Source organism: Thermodesulfobacteriota bacterium, assembly GCA_035559815.1.
Taxonomy (GTDB): Bacteria; Desulfobacterota_D; UBA1144; order Nemesobacterales; family CSP1-2; genus DATMAT01.
Genome location: DATMAT010000024.1, coordinates 1 through 22,803, shown reverse-complemented (window position 1 = coordinate 22,803; position 22,803 = coordinate 1). Strand labels below are relative to the sequence as shown.

General features: G+C 47.1%; 20 protein-coding genes. All 20 read left to right on the top strand.

Features of this window, described 5'->3' with window-relative positions:
• Positions 1-12: 12 nt before the first annotated feature.
• The 20 genes from VNN20_07480 (at position 13) to VNN20_07385 (ending at position 22,777) form a co-directional block, all read left to right on the top strand.
• The gene (locus tag VNN20_07480) at positions 13-1,173 is read left to right on the top strand and encodes a glycosyltransferase (GenBank protein HWP92021.1); all 1,161 of its coding nucleotides are present in this window, start codon (positions 13-15) and stop codon (positions 1,171-1,173) included.
• Between the two features lie 42 nt (positions 1,174-1,215).
• Positions 1,216-2,373, top strand: a complete 1,158-nt coding sequence (locus tag VNN20_07475) for a glycosyltransferase (GenBank protein ID HWP92020.1) — start codon at positions 1,216-1,218, stop codon at positions 2,371-2,373.
• Between the two features lie 13 nt (positions 2,374-2,386).
• Complete coding sequence (locus VNN20_07470) at positions 2,387-3,637, top strand: glycosyltransferase family 4 protein (protein ID HWP92019.1); 1,251 nt, start codon at positions 2,387-2,389, stop codon at positions 3,635-3,637.
• Positions 3,638-3,701: 64 nt separating this feature from the next.
• Positions 3,702-3,974 (top strand): phosphopantetheine-binding protein, encoded by a 273-nt coding sequence (locus tag VNN20_07465; GenBank protein HWP92018.1) that lies wholly within the window; start codon positions 3,702-3,704, stop codon positions 3,972-3,974.
• 459 nt (positions 3,975-4,433) lie between these two features.
• On the top strand, positions 4,434-5,912 hold the full coding sequence (locus VNN20_07460; GenBank protein ID HWP92017.1) for a class I adenylate-forming enzyme family protein: 1,479 nt from the start codon (positions 4,434-4,436) through the stop codon (positions 5,910-5,912).
• A 21-nt stretch (positions 5,913-5,933) separates the two neighbouring features.
• Positions 5,934-6,881: a hypothetical protein gene (locus VNN20_07455; protein ID HWP92016.1), complete on the top strand. Its 948-nt coding sequence runs from the start codon at positions 5,934-5,936 to the stop codon at positions 6,879-6,881.
• A gap of 20 nt (positions 6,882-6,901) precedes the next feature.
• Positions 6,902-7,645, top strand: a complete 744-nt coding sequence (gene cmoA, locus VNN20_07450) for a carboxy-S-adenosyl-L-methionine synthase CmoA (protein HWP92015.1) — start codon at positions 6,902-6,904, stop codon at positions 7,643-7,645.
• A 112-nt stretch (positions 7,646-7,757) separates the two neighbouring features.
• Positions 7,758-8,423: a methyltransferase domain-containing protein gene (locus VNN20_07445; GenBank protein HWP92014.1), complete on the top strand. Its 666-nt coding sequence runs from the start codon at positions 7,758-7,760 to the stop codon at positions 8,421-8,423.
• Between the two features lie 32 nt (positions 8,424-8,455).
• Entirely contained in the window at positions 8,456-10,483 is a 2,028-nt protein-coding gene (locus tag VNN20_07440; protein HWP92013.1) for a DUF3048 domain-containing protein, read from the top strand.
• On the top strand, positions 10,480-11,346 hold the full coding sequence (locus tag VNN20_07435; protein ID HWP92012.1) for a glycosyltransferase family 2 protein: 867 nt from the start codon (positions 10,480-10,482) through the stop codon (positions 11,344-11,346). Before VNN20_07440 ends, VNN20_07435 begins: the two co-directional genes overlap by 4 nt.
• 56 nt (positions 11,347-11,402) lie before the next feature.
• Positions 11,403-12,464 carry a glycosyltransferase gene (locus tag VNN20_07430; protein ID HWP92011.1) on the top strand — a complete coding sequence of 354 codons (1,062 nt, stop codon included), beginning with the start codon at positions 11,403-11,405 and terminating at the stop codon, positions 12,462-12,464.
• A 218-nt stretch (positions 12,465-12,682) separates the two neighbouring features.
• The gene (locus tag VNN20_07425; GenBank protein HWP92010.1) at positions 12,683-13,045 is read left to right on the top strand and encodes a Gfo/Idh/MocA family oxidoreductase; all 363 of its coding nucleotides are present in this window, start codon (positions 12,683-12,685) and stop codon (positions 13,043-13,045) included.
• Between the two features lie 65 nt (positions 13,046-13,110).
• Positions 13,111-13,758 (top strand): Gfo/Idh/MocA family oxidoreductase, encoded by a 648-nt coding sequence (locus tag VNN20_07420; protein ID HWP92009.1) that lies wholly within the window; start codon positions 13,111-13,113, stop codon positions 13,756-13,758.
• A gap of 146 nt (positions 13,759-13,904) precedes the next feature.
• Positions 13,905-15,902: a sulfatase gene (locus VNN20_07415; GenBank protein ID HWP92008.1), complete on the top strand. Its 1,998-nt coding sequence runs from the start codon at positions 13,905-13,907 to the stop codon at positions 15,900-15,902.
• A gap of 109 nt (positions 15,903-16,011) precedes the next feature.
• Entirely contained in the window at positions 16,012-17,253 is a 1,242-nt protein-coding gene (locus tag VNN20_07410; GenBank protein HWP92007.1) for a hypothetical protein, read from the top strand.
• A gap of 48 nt (positions 17,254-17,301) precedes the next feature.
• Positions 17,302-18,780 (top strand): oligosaccharide flippase family protein, encoded by a 1,479-nt coding sequence (locus VNN20_07405; GenBank protein HWP92006.1) that lies wholly within the window; start codon positions 17,302-17,304, stop codon positions 18,778-18,780.
• The gene (locus tag VNN20_07400) at positions 18,777-19,793 is read left to right on the top strand and encodes a nodulation protein NodZ (GenBank protein ID HWP92005.1); all 1,017 of its coding nucleotides are present in this window, start codon (positions 18,777-18,779) and stop codon (positions 19,791-19,793) included. The genes VNN20_07405 and VNN20_07400 overlap by 4 nt, the downstream gene beginning before the upstream one ends.
• Before the next feature lie 15 nt (positions 19,794-19,808).
• A complete protein-coding gene (locus VNN20_07395; protein HWP92004.1) occupies positions 19,809-20,744 on the top strand; it encodes a glycosyltransferase in 936 nt (311 codons plus the stop codon).
• Positions 20,737-21,846, top strand: a complete 1,110-nt coding sequence (locus VNN20_07390) for a Gfo/Idh/MocA family oxidoreductase (GenBank protein ID HWP92003.1) — start codon at positions 20,737-20,739, stop codon at positions 21,844-21,846. Before VNN20_07395 ends, VNN20_07390 begins: the two co-directional genes overlap by 8 nt.
• Positions 21,847-22,015: 169 nt before the next feature.
• Complete coding sequence (locus tag VNN20_07385; GenBank protein HWP92002.1) at positions 22,016-22,777, top strand: glycosyltransferase family 2 protein; 762 nt, start codon at positions 22,016-22,018, stop codon at positions 22,775-22,777.
• Positions 22,778-22,803: the final 26 nt, after the last annotated feature.

The window sequence follows — 22,803 nt, the reverse complement described above, 5'->3', positions numbered from 1 at the left end:
TATTCCTACACAATGAGAATTCTTTTTTTCATCCAGAGTCTGGGAATGGGCGGAGCAGATCGTCAGCTCTCCATACTGTCGGGTCATTTAGCCCGTCGAGGTCATACTGTCTCAGTCTTGGCCTTGTATACCACAGACCAAAATTGGAAATTGTTTTGGCAATTAGATTCTATGGATACGCGCTCGCTTCTTTTGAACGAACCCACAGGCGTTTTAGCCGGAGGTGCAGGATTAATTAAGGCAACTCTAGAACTAAGGGACTTTCTAAAAAGGGAAAACATCCAAATTCTTTATGGTTATCTGGGTCACACCGCCAGATTTATCTCCTGGCTGGCCACTCGCGGCATGCCTGATACCAAGTTGATATGGGGGACGCGAACATCCGGAGGCAATACGGATTTGTACCACAGAAATTGGAAGCTATCTTTGCTATTCAATTTGTGTAAATGGGTTTCGGCATCCGTTCCTCTCATGATATCAAATTCAGAGGCTGGATATAACTATAATAAAGCCAGAGGTTACCGCTGCCGGAAAGAATTGGTCATAGCCAATGGGTTCGATGTAGAAAAATTTAAACCGGACCCCCAGGCGCGCGTACGAATGCGCTCTGAATGGGGCATCCCTGAGGACCAGAAACTGATCGGACGAATCGGACGATTGGCTCCGATGAAGGGGTATCCCGATTTCCTCGAGGCAGCCGCCTTATTATCCAGAGAAAGAAAAGACGTACGTTTTGTTATCGTTGGCGATGGGCCTGATAGCTATAGAAGACAGCTTCGGCTTTTAAGCCAAGAACTAGGCTTGGCCGAACGCCTGATATGGGCCGGAGCAAGACCAGATATGCCCGCCGTCTACAACGCGCTGGATATTCTCTGCTCCTCTTCTTCCCACGGTGAAGGGTTTCCAAACACAATTGGAGAAGCCATGGCTTGCGGCGTGCCATGCGTGGCAACAGACGTAGGGGATTCAGCCAAGATCGTGGAGGATAAGGGCATCGTAGTTCCACCCGGCAACCCACAGATGCTTGCTGATGGGTTAACAACCTTGCTGCATCGACTCCACGGCATAAACCCACTCGAACTTCGAGAGCGAATTGTGAGCCGCTTCAGCATCGAAAAAATGGTCGAATCTACCGAGAAAGCCTTGGTCGAAGTATACGCCACCCCTAAGTAAAGAAAAAAAATGAACTCACCCCAGAAAAAATAATTCTCAACAATGAAAATCCTTTTTCTGATCCAAAGCCTGGGAATGGGCGGGGCGGTACGTCAGCTCTCCTTACTGTCAGGTCACCTAGCCCGTCGAGGTCATGACGTCTCCGTCGTAGCTTTGTATACCACAGACCAAAACTGGAGCTCGATCTGGGAGATCGATTCCATTCCAGTAAAGTCATTTCTCCTAAAGCCATCTTCGGGTGTCTTGTCCTCCGGTCTACAGTTAATCAAGGCTACTATTCAACTCTGGAATATGATAAAAGGGGAAGACATCCAGGTGCTATACAGTTATCAGGGGGATATCGCCAGATTTGTCGCCTGGTTAGCTACTCGTGGGATACCCAATGCCAAATTGATATGGGGCATCCAGGGGTCTGGTCAAAGAAATACTTTATCAATCAACGATTGGAGAGAGTCTCTACCGTTCTATTTGTGCAAATGGGTTTCGGCATCCGTTCAGCTAATGGTCTCAGGCTCGGACGCTGGATATATCTCTCGCAAAGCCAAAGGGTATTCTTGCCCTAAGCAGATTGTCATATTCTATGGGATAGATACAGATCGGTTTCTACCGGACTCTCAATCGCGTGTGCGAATACGTTCGGAATGGGGCGTCCCTGAGGACCAGAAGCTGATCGGACGGATTGCCCGATTGGCACCGGATAAGGGGTATCCTATTTTCCTCGAGGCAGCCGCCTTATTATCCAAAGAAAGAAAAGACGTACGTTTTGTTATCGCTGGCGACGGGCCTAAAAGCTATAAAAGACAGCTTCAGTTGCTAAGCCAAGAATTAGGCTTGACCGAGCATCTGATTTGGGCGGGAGCAAGACCAGATATGCCTGCCGTCTACAATGCGCTGGATATTCTCTGCTCCTCTTCTGACAGCGAAGGCTTCGGCCTGACTGTTGCGGAAGCTATGGCTTGCGGCGTGCCATGTGTGGCAACAGACGTGGGAGATTCGGCCAAGATCGTGGGGGATAAGGGCATCGTAGTCCCACCCGGCAACCCACAGATGCTGGCCGATGGGTTAAAAACCATGCTGCATCGGCTTCACGGCATAAATCCACTCGAACTTCGCCAGCGAATCGTGAGTCGCTTCAGCATCGAAAAAATGGTTGAAGCCACCGAAAAGGCTTTAAGCGAGGTATGCAGTTCCAGCACATAATTAAGAAGAAATAATGGATAGAACGCTTCGGTTTTGCATGATCACAACTTTCTACCCGCCTTACAACTTTGGAGGTGATGGAATTTTTGTTCACCAATTGTCCAATGAGCTTGCCAAGCGGGGCCATTATGTAGATGTCATACATTGTATAGATTCATACCGACTCTTGGCAAATCACGAACCGACGAGCAACTACAATGACCATCCAAACGTGACCGTGCATGGCTTGAAGAGCCGCTTTGGTTTTCTCTCTCCGCTGGCCACTCAACAGACCGGATGCCCGTTATTCAAGTCTGGCCAGCTCAAACGGATCTTGGAAAAGGGCTTCGACGTGATTCATTATCACAATATCTCCCTGGTCGGTGGGCCGAAAATCCTGGAATACGGCCATGGTATCAAGCTCTACACAATGCACGAGTACTGGCTTGTCTGCCCCACGCACGTGTTATTCCGATTCAACAGAAAGGCCTGTTTAAAGCCGCATTGCTTCTTTTGTACCCTGACCTACAAGCGCCCTCCACAATGGTGGCGATATTCAAGTCTATTGGAATCCGCAGCAAAAAAGGTAGACGCCTTTATTACCATGAGTAATTTCAGCAGAGAGATACACTATCAAATGGGTTTTAAAATTCCTATTGTAAGCCTGCCTCCTTTTCCTTACTGGACAGAATCTATATTACCGATAGCTGAAGAGTCTATCGGACAGACATTAAATCAGCCTTATTTTTTGTTTGTAGGAAGGTTAGAAAAACTCAAAGGGCTACAGACGCTCATTCCCATCTTCCGGCGCTACAAGAAGGCACAGTTGTTGATAGTGGGCAAGGGTAGTTATGAGCCTAATTTGCGAAAATTAGCCGGGAATGCTACTAACATCCAATTTCTAGGCCATTTATCCCAAAGAGAGTTGCGACCTCTATACCGAAACGCAGTGGCTCTAATAGTTCCCTCGATATGCTTTGAGGTTTTCCCTCTAGTGATCATAGAGGCTTTCAGCCAGCAGACGCCGGTTATAGTCAGGGATATTGGCGGGATGACAGAAATTGTTGAGGAGAGCGGCGGTGGTATAGCCTATAATACAGAAGAAGAGTTGATGACATCCATGGACCGCCTGCTGATGGAGCCATCGTATAGAAGCAATTTAGGTATCTCCGGTTACGAGGCTTTTCAGAGCAGATTTACGGCCGAAGCTCATCTAAGGCATTATTTGAGCTTGATTAAAGAGATCTCAGTTAACCGAAGGCCGCAGGTTATTGAAATACAGTAAAGGACCTCTAAATAATATTTAAATCGTTAGCTTCTGGCTCAACTTCCCTTACCTGATGGACAAAATGATGAAAGAAAAGCTATACACGATAGAAGAAAAAATTAAAAAGATTTTAATCTCCAAATTCGAAATTAAACCCGCTCTGCTCACAGATATAAGCCCGGATACCCCACTCCTAGGACGAGGCATCGGCCTTGACTCTATAGAAGCTATGGCCCTGGTGGCAGCAATTGAAAAAGAGTTCGATATCGAAATCAGCGATAACGAATTGACCGTGGACCTGGTGAAGAGCATCGGCACGTTGACTGAGCACGTTTTGAAAAAAACCACGGGTTAGAAGCCTTGTCTGGGTGCCCGGTAAAGCTTATACCCGAAGGCATTAAAACTTGTACTAATCAAGATTTAATCAAACAGCCGCGTCTTGTTAAATTTTATTGAAGGAACAGTCTACATCGCACTTGGTTATCTGCGAACCCTTCTTGGCTAATTCAAGAGGAAGTTTCTATACCCAAGAGCCTGCTCTGAGCACATTAGCTGCGCTACGTGCAAAGAAAATTTACTGCTCGTTTATGATTTCTCTCCGCTGTATTCGAAATGACAACCAATATATTTATTTTCCCGGATTTTCGGTAGGTTGAGTTCTTTCCCTGTTATCATCATTCCTAGCGGATGCAAATCCGCTCATCCTGAGCGCAGTCGAAGGGTGAACGGGCTTACCTAATGATTGCCCACTCATCTTTGCAGCAATTAAGCGTTCAAATAACCAACATTAGTCTCTGAGGAGGAGGTAAATCAAATGAAAACACTGCCAGAGATGTTTGCGGACGTCGCCAGACAAAATAGCAGACGAGTAGCCGTTGTGGAGGGGAATAAAACAGTCAGTTATTCCCAATTGGAAAAAAGTATAGCCTCACTGGCAGCGAAATTACGAAGCATAGGAGTTCGTCAAGGTGACCGTGTGGCCATGCTACTGCCGAATAGCTTGGACTTTGTGAAGAGCTATTTCGCCATCTCCACCCTGGGAGCAATCGTCGTTCCCCTGAACGACCACTACCAGGAAAACGAGCTTCTTTATTTCCTCGAGGTATGCGGCGTTTCAGTAGTGGTTACTTCAAAAGACTTCGAGAAGCTATGTAGTAAAGTGCTCTCGATGCAAGATTCTCCAAGCAGATTACTGTTCGTCGAGGATGACCTGACGACGCCCCAAAGAGAGCCTGAGTCGATTACCCAGTTTGGAATGGAAATTGACCCGGACACTCCGGCAATGTACCAGTTCTCATCCGGTTCAACCGGAAGGCCAAAGCAGATTGCCCGTACCCATGCCAATTTGATTTTTGAGCTCGACAGTCTCATTCAAACCCTAAGCTTAACCAACGAAGACCGCTTCCTAGGTGTAGCACCATTCTCACACGTAAACGGACTGATGCGCACCATGATGGCCTGCATGAGGGCGGGGGCAACCCTTTATCCCGTTCCTAAATTCGAGCGCAGGACGGTCGCCGATGTGATAGAAAAGAATAAAATAAGCATATTTATCGCCGTGCCCTTCATGTTCAGCATACTTGCCCAGGCCAATTTTCGCCGGCGTCCAGACTTTTCATCCCTTCGTCTCTGTGTTTCCGCAAGCGCCCCCATGCCTAAAAAACTCAACCAGGAATTCTATGCGAATTTTGGAATTTACGTCAGACAACTTTACGGCTCGACCGAGACTGGAACAATAAGCGTAAATTTAAGTCCTAATGCGGAAGAATCATTAGAGTCGGTGGGTACACCTATTCTCGGGGTAGAAGTAGAGATATTCACAGACGAAGGGCGGGTCGCCAATCCAGGCGAGATGGGAGAATTGGCTGTGAAAAGCCCGGCGGCAATCAAAGGATATGAGGGCTTGGACGAAGTGAATAAAGAGGTATTTCGTAACGGATATTTCTACACCGGAGATTTAGGGGTGCGGGGGCAGGACGGGCTTCTTTACCTGGTGGGCAGAAAGAAGTTCTTCATCAACAAAGGAGGTTACAAAATTAACCCGCAGGAAATAGAGGAGTTGCTGGAAGGCCATCCCAAAGTAGAGGAGGTAGTGGTGGTCGGCTCCCCGACCGCTTATGGAGACGAAAAGGTGAAGGCAGTGATAGTTTCCAACTCCGCCTGCACCGAGAGTGAAATAGTCGAGTACTGCCGGGGAAAAATCGCTGATTTCAAGATCCCAAGCGTGGTTGAATTCAGGGATAGCCTCCCGAAGAGTCCAACGGGCAAAATCCGAAGACAGATGCTGGTCTAAAACAGAGAGTTCAACAAAAAGATGACGGTAAAAGATTTTTATCATCTATTTGTAATTGTTCTAATCAAAATAGTTAGCTGGTCTTCCTCAAATAGATTACGGGAATTATTAGCTAGCATCCTTGCCTCCACTGCATTTACATTTTCAAGAACAAAGAGAAGACTGATGGAAAAAAATATCTCATTAGCCTACGGCAGGAGTCTCACCACTGAACAGCGACAAGGAATCGTTAAAGCTTCCTTCCGTGAATTCTGGCTATACATTCTTTCCTGGTTACCGTCAAAGGAAGACCTCTCTGCAGTGAAAGAAGCGGAACTTAAGGGTATAGAGCATTTACACAAAGCCCTCGAAAAAGGAATGGGTGTCATATTATGGGAAAGTAGCGGATTTGGGAAGAGAATTTTGGCTAAACGTATCCTACACGGTCTAGGATTTTCCATATATCAGTTGCATGGTGCAAATGATCTAGGAGGATTTTTGACGAATGAAAACGCTGCAACCAGGGTTAAGCTCTCAATGATTAGACCCTTTTTCGAAAACTGTGAAATGAAAATTGTTGCAGGGATTATCTACTTGCCCAGTTCAAATTCTCTTGCCTTCAGCAGGACTCTTTTAAGTCTATTGAAAGAAAACGGAATAGTATGTATCAGTGGAGATGGTAAGGGCGGACATAAATTTATTCCCCTCAGATTCCTCGGTCAAACCGAGTTTTTCCCGACCGGTATGGTCAGTATGTCAAAATTATCCGGAGCCCCCATTCTACCTGTATTCTGCATCAAGGAGGGAAGTGGCAAGACAACCTTGAATATCGAACACCCAATTAATGCTGATATAGATAAAGATAGGAAAGGTGCTTTGGAAAATTGTGTTTCTATATATGCAGGTATGTTGGAAACTTATATAAAACTTTACCCCGAGCAGTATAGAAATTGGCACTTGGTCGGCAAGGTGCCTAACAACTTATCATAAATTTATGAGGAGGTGATTAGATGAAAAGAGACCAAGTTTTCCTCATAAGTTCTGCACGGGCCAGCGATTTTGTGTTTAACACCGAGGTTGCCGATGTGTTCGATGATATGATCGTCAGAAGTGTACCTTTTTATCTCGAACAACAATTAATGATAAAAGAGATTGGCAAGAAGTTCTGGATTCCAAATACAAATGTTTATGACCTGGGATGCTCAACCGCCACAACCCTTATAAACCTGTGTCGAGAGATAGAGGGACCGGGGTTCTTCATCGGATACGATAACTCCATTCCTATGCTCGAACAGGCAAAGTATAAGATCAAGGAGAACGGCTTGGAGAATAGAATTGAGGTGCGATATGGTGATTTAAATGCAGACCTATCAAATCTAGCCATCGAAAACGCAAGCGTAATCACTATGTGCTTTACTCTTCAATTTATCCGCCCTCTAAAAAGGGACAATTTGATCAAGAAAATCTACAGCTCGCTAGTTGAAGACGGTGTGCTGGTGGTAACGGAGAAAATACTCACAAACACAACGCACATGAATCGGTTCTTCATAGACTTTTACTATGATTTCAAAAGGCGTAATGGCTACTCCGAAAATGAAATCATGCGAAAGCGTGAATCACTGGAAAACGTGCTTGTCCCATACCGCATTGATGAGAATCTTGACCTTTTTCGGCGAAACGGTTTTGAGATCGTAGAGACCTTCTTTCAATGGTACAACTTTGCCGGTTTCCTCTGCGTGAAGAAACCAGTATAGATAAGGTAAAAGAGAGGGTTTGTTGCTTAACGACTGGATTAGAGCAACCACATCAGCCTTATTACCATTCCACCTGCGTCACTGGTTGCGCGCAAAACAACAAAAATTCCGATTGCAGTGGCCGCGAGTAGGGGCCATAAAGCAGAATAACCTTTGGCGGTTGACACCCATAAGCCGTATATTTGGATTAAATCGAGGCCTGCCCATAGATCGCTATTACATCGAGCACTTTCTATCTGCCAATGCCTCCGACATACGGGGACGGGTGTTAGAGGTGGGAGACCGTTTTTATACAAAAAAATATGGTGGTGATCGGGTTACTACGAGCGATGTACTTCATCTAGTCGAAGGGAACCCAGAGGCTACTATCGTAGCCGATTTAACCAATGCCGACGATATAGCCCCGGATAGTTTTGACTGCATTATCTGCACCCAAACTCTTCAAATGATCTACGATATTCGCGCAGCACTAAAGCACCTTCGGCGCATTCTGAAACCAGGAGGAGTTCTTTTGGTAACATCTCATGGTATTAGTAAGATAGGCAGACGTGAGGGTATTGACCCTTGGGGAGAATACTGGCGCCTGACGACCCAATCGGCAAATCTACTATTTCAAGAATGTTTTCCGAGTACAAATATCAAGATCGAAGTTTATGGAAATGTTCTCTCAGCAATTGCCTCACTACACGGACTAGCTGCAGAGGAGCTAGACCAGAATGAACTCGATTATATCGACCCGGACTATGAGGTATTAATTGCGGTCAGAGCAGTAAAGTAAAAAATTTAAAAACTAAAGTCGGTATACACACTATGCCATTTCAAACAGACGACCTGGTCTGTCCCGATTGTCACGATGTCATAGTATTTGATGTGAAAGATGACCAGGGAGCACTAGCATGCATTGCCGGTCATGGGCCGTGGCCGGTGGAAAACGGAATTGTCCGGTTCACAGCGAGTGCTCTTTCCCATGAAAACCGTTGGATATCGCCATGCCGTGAGTGGAATGGCTGGGAGCCGTGGGGATGGGTTATACGCAGAAATTCCCACTGGGGCATACCCCACCTTTTACGACCGATGCTGGCACGGCCCGGGCGTTACCCATTACAAATCGTCGACCTGGGCTGTGGAGGAGGCTGGGAGTTTTTAACCGGCTTTGGGCATGTAACCGGAGTGGATTACCGTACCGCAGCTCTGAAGAGCGCTGCATCTCTATACGATCGAGTCATCCTTTCATCGGTGGACAAGCTGCCTTTTGCCGACAATTCTGCGGACGTGGTGGTTAGTATATGGCTGTTCGAGCACCTTCCCGAAAGGCAATTTGTCGCTACTTTGCGCGAGGTACGGCGCATATTGCGGCCGGGAGGGCGTTTGATCTTCTTCACAGACCTGGACTCATCCAAACCGATTCTTCGCTGGGCAAAACAATTCCCAGAACTCTATGCCCGCCACCATGTAGATGCCGTGGGGCACCACGGGCTTCGCTCGCTCCGCTACACTAAGTTCTTGCTCCAGCGTGAAGGTTTTGTGGAGAACGAAACAGTCGCGGTCAACAAGAGTAGCTTGCTCCAGCCGGTGACGGCTCTTTGGATGTTCAACAACGAACTTGGCCGAAAGTCCTTGGCACTTCGTCTTTACTTACTCGGATGCAAAATGGCTCTCAAGTCGCGTTTGCTATACCGGCCTTTATACCTTTTACTCATGGAATATCACCGGCTTGCCGATCGCTGGTTGCCTGAAACCTTCGCCTTCAGCGCAGCGTTTGACTGGATACTCCCGGAAACACACGGCGCATCCATATCGGTAATAACAAAGAAAGCCAAGGTTGTGAGCGATAAAGGTGAAACAGATCCCTGGTGCGGATTGCCCGTTTCTGAGGAGAATCGGGGACGTAGGCCAGTGGCCGTAATGTTAGATAATTCGGGTCGCTCGCATCCGCAAAGAGGATTAGCATCTGCATCACTGGTGATCGGGGCACCCGTCGAAGGAGGCTTGACACGTCTTATGCCCGTCTTTTCTCGAGACTTTAATAGCGTTGTCGGACCGGTACGGAGTGCCCGTCCATACTTTATAGACTGGGCAGAAGCCTTCCAGCCATTCTTTGTCCACTGTGGAGGAAGTCCTGAGGCCCGGATCCGTCTTGAACATCCGGAGCAGGTGATAGACCTCGAATGCCTCTACCGTCAGCACGAAACAGGGCAGCCTGAGGTTATTCAGAATGCACCCATACTGGTGACAGAAGACGGGAGAACTCCTCCCCACCATATATTTGTCTTGCCGAGAAGGATCTTCGACAAGCTCTATGAGCTTAAGCTTAATCTTCCCCAGAGTCTTGAGGAATCAAGAATAAATGACCCGGATTCGCTATCCCATTACTGCCCTGAACTCCAGCCCTCCTTCCGCGATGAACCCGCCCATAATGAGGAGATTTCTAAGGGAGTCCGAGTTCTAATTCATTCGCATCCCGGAGCTCCCTATCCCGAACAATTTGACTGGGACAAAAAAGTAAAGGGATTTAGACGCTCCGTTCTAAATACGCCTATGGGTGAGGACGCTACACGAGACCCAAATCTCATCATCACCAATTTGGTTTTGGTCTGGGTTCCCACCACCAGAATACCCGGAGACGTCAAAGGGAGATTGCGAATCAATACTTGTGGAGAAGGACCAGCCCAGGTCTGGTGTGGCCCTCATCCAGAGGAAGCCACTTGGCACAAAATCCACAGCGGGGGCCCACTTCAATTTCGAGACATATTCGGGAATCCCTTTATCCTGCGCCGTGGACTCACCTGGATTTACGCTCTTCCCGAAGAGGCCATAGTCAGTGTGATGAACTCATGATGATTTCGATCGTTATTCCCACCTATAACCGGTCGGACAAGCTGACCAGTTTATTGAATTCCTTGGTTCCTCAAGTCCGAAAGAACCTTCTCGAAAATAGCGTCGAAATATTGGTCGTCGATGATCATAGCCAGCAGGCAGTGGTGGACAGAATTCGGAATCTTTGGGACAGAGACGAGTATTCTTTCCTCAAGTTTTTTTGGTTAGAGAGAAACCGGGGGCCAAGCTTCGCCAGAAATTATGGATTGAGTCGATGTACCGGCGAAATTATCGTTTTTCTGGATGATGATTGCATACTCGAACCGAATTATGTCCTGGAAACTATTAGAGTACATAAAGAGCACCCTGAGGCTTTGGTGGTCAACGGCAATCTTAAAAAACTGAGGGACAGTTATCTGTCCAACTTCTGGTTCTACAACTACAATGCTGCATTTAACCGGAAAGGCTGCAAATTCTATAGAGTAAATAGGTTATCATCCGGCAACTTTTCGATTAAGAGAACGCTCTTAAAAAAAATAAATCCCATCTTTGACCAATCTCTTCCATCGAGAGAGGATTATGACCTTTACCTCCGTTTCAGAGAAAAGAAGATCGACATTTATAAATCCGATGATATCGTCGCCCATTACGACTGTCGGGATTCGCTGGTTAGTTTTATAAAGCAGAGAATATGGTATAGCAAGGGTGAGTATTATTTAAGGAAAAAACATAATTTGGAACTTATTATTGCCGACCAGGAAGCACATAGACTTGATATAAGGCAGGACTATCCTTACCTGGCAATCTTGCTCGGGCTCGTTTGGCGCCTCAGCATGAAATACTGGAAGCTAAGAGATAGGGTCAGTAAAATCAGTCCCTATTGATACAAACGCTCTGCCTTTATCGTGCAAATATAGACAAGTTTGAGTGGCCTGTACTGATGGGTAATTTCTCCAGAATAGATTCGAAAACAACATATGAAAAATCAGCGCTTTTATCCATCATCGTACTGACTTACAACCGTAAAGATTTACTTCTTGACTGCCTGGATTCCCTGTTTTCGCAGACAATCAGGAGCGAAGATCTAGAGATTATAGTCGTGGATGATGGCTCGACAGATGGTACTGATGCTATCGTCAAAGATATTTCCCAGAAGCACCCGGGCTTAAGATACTGCAGACAAGCTCATAAGGGAATTCCGGCGGCGAGAAACAGAGGTATTGCCGCTTCCTCTGGAGATATAGTAGCGATCGTGGCTGATGACTACCTCCTGGCGCCGGATTATGCAGAAACTATAATCAGATTCTTTAGGGAAAAACCGGCAGCCATGGTTGTGCGTTTCAAAATCGTAGCCGCTGATTATGATTTCGCTAGCAGAGTATGCCACTTCTATTACGACGTCAGTGTGAGAAGGCGCCTGAACGTCGAAGAAACTACAGAGGAAAGCCGGCTGGCATCCTTGAAAAAAAGATGGCAAAGGCTTCCCGTAACTGAGGAAAGAATAACCACACGACATGAGTTAGAAGCAGCTGGAGGTGCCGCTTTCAGGAAGGAAGTTTTCCGAATCGTAGGATTTTTTGATGAATCCCTGATGAGGGGAGAGGATACAGACATGACCAGGCGCCTCCGTGAAAAGGGAGTGCCAGTATATTATTATCCCTACCATCAGATAAAACACCGGTATAGCCAGGGCATTCTTTCTACTGCCTATAAGTGTTTTATGAGCGGGCGCCATGGCTGGAACTATTACAATAAGTACTCAAATAGTTCCGTTGGATTATCCCATTTAGCTATTTTGGGAATTAAGGGAAAGTTATCAGTAATGCTGGATGCATTCTGGAGAGCTCGACAAACTAGTACAGCGGGCGAATTCATACTTTATCTTCCCTTTATGTTTTTATTCGAGATTTCCAATAAACTGGGATTTCTCTGGGGCGCTCTTCATACCAAGTGGACTAATTTGACCGAGAGCCGTACAAAACCTCGGCTCGATAGTAGGTAATTGATAAAATACCTATAATTTTCATTCACCCATATTCTTTCTCGTATCCTCAGTTTAGCAGTCCATTAAAAGGCAAATGGGAAAGCACCTTGATTTCAGAACCCGAGCAATTGTTATGGATAGTGTACCGCCACCTTTAAGTCTAATCATAAGGCCCGATATATGAACAATTTGATAATTTTAATATATTTAAAAACCACGAGGCAAGATAACGACTAATGTCCGTCCTAAGGATAGGACTTCTTGGCTTTGGGCGCATCGCCCAGTTAGTGCATCTTAACAACTTGGCTGGTTTCCCCGGAGCAGAATTTGTCCGGATTGCCAAGTCAGACCCGACACGTCGGGAAGAAGCCAGAAGGCTTGCGCCAAAAGCGGCTATTTTTGATGATTATCACCACCTCCTAAAAATGAAGGAAATGGAAGCTATCATTATCTGTCTTCCCCATGCTCTACAAGCTCAGTCCGCCATAGCTGCTTTCGAGGCCGGTAAACACGTTTACCTGAAGAAGCTAATTGCTAACGGTACTGCCGATGCTCTTCTAGTTTTGAGAGCCTGGGAAAAGCCGGAACAGTTGGGATGATTGGATTTAATTACCGTTTCAGCCTGCTCCATACGACCACAAAAAAGCATATTTAATCCGGACGGCTGGGAAATTTAGCTTGTGTTCGAACCGTCTTTTCCTCGGCAGCGCGTGAATTGCCCTTGTGGACAAGGACTAGGCAAAGCGGAGGGGGCGTATTGCTTGACCGGGCTTCTCATCACGTACATATGATTTATTTTCTCTTTGAAGAAGAAATCATCGAGGTCTCGGTGAAGTTGTGGTCGCAACTGAGCGAAGATGACAGCGCTGTAGTAGAAATGCGACTAGCTAGAGGCTTACCGGTGCAGTCCTTCTTCTCACTCAGCGCCGCAGATGAGGATCGTCTTGAAATCTATGGTCAATCCGGGAAGCCCCTGTTAGACCGGTATTCTGCCGATTTCAAGTTAACGGCGCCAACTTACGAATATGGCCGCGTCGAACAAATAAAACCCGGGCTCAGTTATATACTCTCAGGCTTTAAACGAGTCATTCGTCCTATGGGGGAACCGTCATTCCTGCTTGCTTCAAATTCATTTGTTTCAGCAGCAAAATCGGGAAACCCGGGCATTCATCCGGACATTGAGGATGCATATCGCAGTCTTGCGGTAATCGAGGCAATGGAGAGATCTGCACTGGCTGGAGAGTCGGTCTCTCCCTTATATAATTACCAATTGCCGGGCGATATCCATCCCAAAGCTTCGATAGCAGATTGAACCTGTAACCGCCAAGCTCCAGATCAATGAACACCTGATATTCAAACAGACCAAAGAATAAACAATAATGAGATAAATGCTAAGAAAGTTGTAAAATTGGTAATTATTGTTAAAACCCCCATAGTTAATCTGGTAGCAGCACCGTTATGATGAAGTTTAGCCCGCTTAGAAAGTCTGCTATTTTGACCGTTTCGCTAATTTTATTGTTTTCGTTTTTTGCCATTGGTTTTAGTTATCTGGAGCCGGTCAAAACTAAAAGGATGATGCGCCAGACCTATAGCCTATACAGGCAGTTTTTCATCGAGAAGAAACCGAGACAACGAAGCATCACCGAATATAAGCCCGTTATATTGCATTATTCCTCAACAACCGGAGGTAAAGGAGGTTCCAACCAAAAAGGGTTACCGGTGAGGCTGCTGGATATGGAATTTAAAACCGATACCGAACATCAAATCATCAAGACGTCGGTTAATCTTGACGGACAGCAGCGAAATGCAATCACCGGCATCGCACCCTTTAACTTCTCTTATCGACTGTTTGTTCCTAAAGACGGCCATCTTTGGTTTGGAATTAACCAAGAGCGCGATCATACAATTGCCGCTGATTTAAAGTTTAGCGTTCAGGTGTCAAACAAATCCGGTAGAGAAAACCTCCTAGACCTTCGGCTGCCCACCGAGCACATCGGATGGAAGAACGTCTCACTTGACCTGAGCGCCTTTGCCGGTCAAGAGGTTAATCTTAAGTTCGATGTTACTACGGAACACTCCAGCAAGGAAAAGAGCGCGACAACCGACCAATCCGTCAAAGCCTACTGGAGCGACCTCTTTATCACCAACTCGACTAACCGGCCGAACATATTCATCATATTGGTGGACACCTTGAGGCCCGACCATCTCGGCTGTTATGGATATGAACGCTCCACCAGCCCAAACATAGACAGGCTGGCTCTTGAAGGGGTTCGGTTTGAAAAGGCCTTCTCACAAGCTCCCTGGACGGACCCTTCAATACTCACCCTTTTCACCGGTCTTTATCCCTCGGATGTGTGGGAACCAAGCCGTCACAAAGTAGCCATAAGGCAAGCCCTTCCGTCCGGTGTCGATGCGTTGGCTGAGATTCTGTCCGCCAATGGATACTTCGCCGTGGCGGCATCCGACCATCCCGGAGTGACGTACAGGCGTTTCGGCCAGGGCTTTGATATCTTCTCCGCATTATACTATGTCGATGGGCCCTGGGTGGGGTGGCGGGAGACCGATGCCGAAAAGATACTGGCACAACTAAACACCCTGCTGGAAGGACGTCAGGGAAACCCGTTATTCACCTACGTCCATTTGATATATCCTCATCAGCCCTACGAACCACCATCACCCTACGACAATTACTTCGGGCGGGGCACATATGAGGTCAGTTCCGAAAACAGGCAATATGTTATAAACATGTACGACGGAGAGGTAAAACTAGCCGATGATGTTGTCGGACTTATCCTCAAAGAGATCCGGAGATTAAACCTAGACAATGATTCTATCGTTATCTTATTATCCGACCACGGCGAGGGTTTCTGGGAGCACGGGTTATGGGAGCATGGCAACTCTCTTTATAATGAGTTGCTGCATGTACCCTTAATCATACATGCGCCAAACCGTCTCCCTAAAGGTAAAACGGTAAAGGAACTGGTGAGAACCGTAGACTTAATGCCCACAATCCTCGACCTGGTCGAAGTTGAATACGATAAAGCAGGATTAAGAGGAGCCTCCCTCCTGCCGATGGTGAAAAAAGAAGACACCAAGGCCCCAGAGCTAAGCTCTCCTCGCCAAGCTCAGACTAACGACGAAGACTGGGGACGAATGGCTTTCAGCGAATTTCCACATACACGAATAATATTCGGCCGGTCGATTCAGTCAGTTGAGGGGAAACTCATCGACCCCGACCTCGGAGACACATCCTTGGAGTATTACAAAATTGCGGAAGACCCAAAGGAACTCAACAATCAAATCCAGAACGAGGGGGGAAAAGCTTCTGAGCTGATGGACATAATGAACGAAATTAGTAACAGCACATCGAATAATCGAGCGAAATACCCCAACGAGCGGCACGAACCCTCGGAGGAAACAATAAGAAAACTGAGATCGCTGGGATACGTTCAGTAAACCGGCCAAAATACTATTTTCTCATTTTTCCATAGTAACCGTAGATACCCAATGCTTAAATCGGTTCGTCGGCTTCTTAGGTTTGGAATCGATACTAAAAGGCGTGTAAGTGATTCTAGGTCAAAAAAACGTTCAGATAGTCCGTGACTGGTGGATAAACCACCGTACAAAGCTATTTTTGCTGGCGGTAGCACTCATGCTAGCCGCTTCCTTTATCAGGCTTGAAAACGAGTTCTATCGCTTAACCCTGCATAAGGGCCTCAAATCAGCCATAGACCTCCGCTATCGCTATTGGGAGGTAAAATTCTGGTTTGCCGGAGAACCCGTTTACGGCCTATTAACCCATGCAGTTTATCCCCCTGCCTCACACACCATATTATGGCCTTTAGTCGGATGGCTGCCTTTCAAAGAGGTGCGGTGGCTTTGGGCCATAACCTCGGTATTCATGCTGGGATGGCTTGTTTACATACTCCTACGGGAAAGCCTGGCAAAAACAAAGCTGGAGCAGGCCTTCATTGCACTTCTCCCCTTGTCCATGTATGCCACCGGCATAGCTATTGGCAACGGCCAGCTTATACTACACATTCTGCCCGTACTCTTGACCGGACTATTCTGGATAAAGCGTGAGGGAAAATGGCGTCAGGATTTATTGGGTTCATTTCTGATAGCGATAGCTCTGGTGAGTCCGAGCATAACCGCACCCTTTTTTTGGATCGTTCTCTTTGTCCCCGGCAGGATAAGGGCGGCTGTATTAGTCGTGCTGATTTATCTCACTCTTACCCTTATAGCTTCCTGGTTTCAAGACGGTTCTACGCTGTCATTAATCGCAAGATGGATAAGTATAGGCCAAAGCGGGTCGGCATGGGGTGCGGTGAGCGGAGGGTATTCAAACCTGCATAGCTGGGTAGCCCTCTTTGGAACAAACGAATTCTTGAGATTAAACATAAATAAATGGGTCTCTCTGATTGCTCTAGGAGGACTGGGAATCTGGGTATATCTCTATCGCCGCGTCGATATATGGCTTTTGATAGGTGTATCAGCCATCATGGCTCGCATCTGGACCTATCATCGATGGTATGACGACCTACTGATTATTCTTCCCATGATCACCCTTTTTCGAATCGCCAAGCGAGGGCCTTATCCGGATGGGAGTGACGTCCTCGCCGTAGGGTTGCTGATAATGGCATGGTGTTCTGTCCTTGCCCCTCTACGCCTACTGGTCACGCCGCCCTGGGACGGGCCGATGATGACCGGACAGGCAATCATCTGGGGACTAATGCTGATTTTTCTCCTATATCAAGCCAGACTGGAAAAAACAGGACAATCTTCAGACATAGCTCATGCGTTCTAAATAAGCACGAAAATCAAAATGAGACTTGGATTCGTCTCTTATCTCTAGATGGGTAAATCATTCGGTAATCCATTTCGTCATTTAGCGGACGGGACGGTTAGGCTCTTTTTAGCCGAGGCATTAATCCTTCCTACCGGTTTTATAACCACGGTCTTTCTGACGCGTACGCTAGGCCCGGGGGGATATGGCCTATTCACACTGTCCATCACGTTATTCCTTTGGGCGTCGGTGTTCGCAAATTCCTTGTTCACTCGCTCGACTATAAAATTCGTCAGTGAGACAAATGATTGGCGGCAGGTTGCCACCGCCTCCCTTCGCTTACACTTAATCACCGGAGTGTGTACCGCTATTTTATTTTGGTCATTGTCTAAACTTATTGCCTCATTCTTAGACGAGCCCAAGCTCGAGACCTACTTGAAGCTATTCGCGTTTGAAGTGTTAGTCCTTAGCCTGGTTCAGGCCCATCGCAGTATTATCATCGGTATAGGACATTTTCGGGACAGGGCTGTGGCCAGCGCCATTCGCTGGCCGGCCAGGCTGTTTTTGATTGTATTGTTCGTGGAAATGGGTCTCTCCGTGTCCGGTGCTATACTCGGCAGTATAGGCGCTACCGTGGTCGAGCTTTTCGTCTATCGATTATACGTCCGTCCATCCTTGCTCTCTAAATCGGTTTTCCCGGTGAGAAAACTCTTGAGCTATGCTCCCCCACTGCTCTTCTTTGCGATCTTCATGCAGCTCTTCAGCAGTATAGACGTATTTGCCCTGAAGGCCCTGGGCGGGACAGCAAATGACGCCGGCATCTACGGTGCGGCACAAAACCTTTCTATAATTCCCACTATCTTCGCCACTTCTTTTTCCCCTCTCCTGCTTTCTTCACTAGGTCATTTGATAAAATCAGAGCAAATAAAAACTGCTCGGAAGATGGGCGGCGACGCCATGCGGTTGATTTTATGCATGCTCCCATTTGCCGCCATGGCTTCCGGGGCCGCCCGGGAGGTTGTGGCTTTAGTCTTCGGTCAAGCCTTCGCCGCCACAGCCCCTTTGCTATCTTTATTGATATTTGCCAAAGTGGCAATCGTAATCATAACCGTCGCCGCCATCATCATGATATCGGCTGAGCGGCCAGGATGGACTTTAGCCATCGGCGGCCCGGTACTGATAATAGCTGGGATAGGTCATTTATTGATGATTCCGGAATACGGGGCTTTAGGAGCAGCCTTAGTCACCACTTTAGTTGCCTCCGGAGGTGCCCTGGCCGCCATGGTCGCAGTGTACTCATTATGGAGGGTCTATCCTCGTCTGGGCACGGTGGCAAGGACCCTTTTTCTCTCGGCGCTAGCCTATTCAGCAGCGACCTTCTGGCAGACCCCTGGTGCCTTGGTAATTCTAAAGCTTCTGGCAATAACCACAGTGATCACCCTGGGATACAGAATGCTGGGAGAATTCAACAGCAGCGAACGGGAGTTCTTGCGGTCCTTCTTTAGCTCCCAATTACAGCCCAAGCAGAATCCTTCATTGCCAAAATGAGTGAAGATAAATTTTTGTTGGTCAAAGGCAGGGCCGGCTTGGGCAACCGAATACTTTGCCTCCTGTCGGCAATTCTATATGCGCGGCTTACCGGGCGCAGATTGATTGTCGACTGGAGTGACGATGCCTATTCTAACGACGGTTCCAATGTCTTTAGCAGCTTATTTCAGTGCCCATTGACCGGCCAGATGGATGAGATTCCAGCTACAGACTCGGTAAGACCAGGCATATGGCGAGGCCACTTGCACCAGTCCGCGCTAGATATGATTCTGCTTTATCCGGAAGCCTCTTTGCGCTATCCGGAAACATGGCGCGCATTCTCAGTAGACCTGTCCCGGCTGGACTACCCGGAGGATGTTTTAGTTATGTGGTCATACGTCGAGCAGGTATACATAATGAGAAGACATTTCAAGGGCTCTTACCAAGAACTAAGTAGGCTAAGCACAAAAGCCATACTGAGAAGCATACTTCAGAAAAATTTAAAGCCCCATTCCTTGATTCAAGAACGGGTGAAACAATTCAAGTTAAAGAGGTTCAATCAAAAGACGGTTGGCGTGCATGTTCGTTACATGGATAAAAAGGCCCGGATCTCAGCCATCTTGGGCAGGCTCGAAACCCTAATCAGACGTGAACCCAATCTGCAAATCTTTCTGGCAACAGACAACAAAGAAATAGAGAATATATTCCTCGATAGATACCGGAATGTAATCAGCACGGAGAAGTGGTATCCATCATCCGGAAAATCCATGCACCGTAATCCGGAATCGCCGGACCGACTGATGCACGGGATCGAAGCCCTGGTTGACCTGTATTTACTGGCGTCGTGCGATTATTTGATCCTGGATGAGAGCTCATCCTTTTCCTACGTAGCCAGCCTAATAACCAATACACCAAATTCAAACATATTCAATGTACAACTAGGCCATATGATACCGCCGGAAGTGAGACATCAAATCTGGTCACTCAAAATCAGGCTTCAATGGAGTTTAAGGAAATTAGGACTTGCCAAGTAAGTTGATTACAAGATTATGTCAGAAAAATCATTATTTTTCTCGATAATCATCCCGACCTACAATCGCCCTGAACAGTTAAAAGCCTGTCTCCGCTCAATTGCTGGTCTAGACTATCCACGCAATCGTTTTGAGGTAATCGTAGTTGATGACGGCGGCTCGGTATCTCTTAAAGATTTAGTCGAAATGTTTGACGGCCAACTGGATATAAAACTAGTTACCCAGAAGAATACAGGCCCGGCTTCGGCTCGAAACCTAGGTGCCATCAATGCTAAGGGAGAATTCCTGTCCTTCATCGATGATGACTGCATGGCCTCTTCAAATTGGCTGAAAGAATTAGCTGATGCACTAATCGAAAACCCGACCTGTTTGATCGGTGGATATACTGTTAACGCTCTTCCCGAAAACCTATTTTCAACATCCAGCCAGACCCTGGTTCACTACCTGTACACTTACTATAACGATAGATTTGACCAATCACGCTTTTTCACTTCAAACAATATGGCACTGTCGGCTGTTCTTTTCAGAGACCTAGGCGGTTTCGACGTAACTACCTTACGGGCTACTGCCGAGGACCGCGAGCTTTGCGACCGTTGGCTTTATCACGGTTATAAAATGTACTATATACCGAATGCGGTAGTATATCACTCTCATTTTCTCACCTTTGGCAGTTTCCTACACCAGCATTTCAACTATGGGCGTGGAGCTTTCTATTATCACCAGGCGCGCGCCCGCCGACACAGCAAAGGCATCCGGATCGAGCCTTTATTCTTTTATCTAAATTTGATACACTATCCGTTCTCCAAGTTTGAAAAACGGGAAGCGTTTTTTGTTGCGGTTTTACTGGTGATATCACAAATAGCCAACGCCGCCGGCTTCTTGTACGAAAGTTTTTATAGGAGAATAAAGGACAACTATAAGCTGGCACTTAAAGGTTTAAGTCACCGTGAATAAAAACGTTCCGATAAAGGTAGGTATAATCGGATGTGGATGGGCAGGAGGGACACTGCATCTTCCAGCGCTGAAATCCCTGCCCTATGCCGAGGTAGTGGCGATAGCGGATATAGACCAACACCGTTTGAGTCAGGTTGGAAATGAGCACGGCATTAAAAACCGATATACCGACTTTATGGAGCTCTTAAAAAATAATGAAGTAGAGGTTGTTGCCGTGTGTGTACCGGCAAAATCACATGCGGAGATTGCTATTGCTGCCCTCGATGCCGGGAAACATACCTTCATCGAGAAACCTCTCGCCCTCACCATGGGGGAGATAGAACTCCTTATAGAAAAGGCTAACGTCTCCCCTGGCCAGGCCACAGTGGGCTTTAACCTCCGCTGTCATCGCCTGGTCAGAGAGGCCCGAAAAATGATCCGGGAGGGGGCTCTCGGTAAAATCGAATCAATACGGAGTACCTGGACCAGCGATGTCCGCCATTACCGGAACATGCCCGCGTGGAGAAATAAACGGGAAGAGGGAGGCGGAACGCTTATTGAGATTGCCATACACCACTTCGACCTCTGGCGATTTCTATTAGAGAGTGAAGTGGAAGAGGTTTATGCTTTGACCCGTTCTTTGGAATGGGATGACCAAATCGCCGCGGTAAATGCCCGAATGGCCAATGGAGCTATTGTTTCCTCATTTTTCTCAGAGCTAACCAGCAACAACAACGAGATAGAAATTCACGGGCGAAAAGGCAGCCTTTTAATATCCTGCTACCGCTTCGACGGCCTGGAATTTCAACCGATACTGCGTACGCCTGGAGCAATCTCGGCAAGGGCTAAGAAAGCGGCGAAAACTGTCTCAAATTTGCACCAGGCCGTCACCACGATGCGCCGAGGTGGAGAGTTCATGGCTTCCTTTCGGGCCGAATGGGAGAATTTTCTCTTGTCCATAAAGAACAACACCCCGGTGGATTGCACTCTTCAGGATGGAATGGCCGCAGTCAAAATCGCTCTTGCTACTGCCCAGTCGGCCTCTCTGGGAATGCCGGTCAAAGTTACCCAAGCGCCCAGGGAAATCAGAACGGTAAGGTCAGATCTGAGGATTCAAATCTGAAGATAGCCCCAACTTTTTTTCAACTTCTTATGAAGAGTGGTTTATTACTTTTGGGAATTAAGCTAAAATCAAACACCACAACAGTCTATTATCACGGCCATGGCTTTAGAGAACGCAAATCTGTGTTCCCTGCATTATTCGAACCCTAATAAGTGAGTAGAGATGAATCATGAATGATTTTTCTAATCCTGAGATGTCAGTCATTCTTGTCACGCCAGATGACTACCAGACTATCCGCAAGACTATAAATCACCTACGGGCACAGACGGTCAGAGAGAAGCTGGAAATCGTGATTGTGGCTCCTTCGGAGAAAACACTTAACCTGAATGAGTCGGAATTACAGGAATTCTTCCGGTTTCGAGTGGTCGAGGTCGGCGAGATTAACTCACATGCTCGAGCCAGAGCAACCGGTATTAGACATGCTAGTGCCCCAATCGTCGCACTTACGGAAGACCATTCGTACCCCGACCCGAGTTGGGCCGAGGCTCTAATCAGAGCACATGATAAGCCATGGGCAGCAGTCGGGCCAGTTATGAGAAATGCCAATCCCCAATGCGCTATCAGTTGTGCAAATCTTCTCATTGAATACGGGCCCTGGTTAGACCCCGCCCCTTCAGGAAAAGCCTCTCATCTACCCGGGCACAACTCCAGCTACAAGCGGGAAATTCTGCTCGGCTACGGTCCTGAGCTTGAGTCCATGCTTGAATCCGAGAGTATTATGCACTGGGATTTACGCTCGAGGGGCTTCGAAATCTATCTAGAACCCGCTGCCAAGACAAACCATATGAATATTTCCTTACTCTCATCCTGGACGGTGGTGCAGTTTCTTAACGGGAGAGTATTTGCTTCAGCCCGCTCCAAGAATTGGTCTCTGATTAGAAGGGTTGTCTACGCAGGCGGGTTCCCGCTCATTCCTCTTATCCGACTCTAGCGTATTATCTCGGATATATCCAAGCA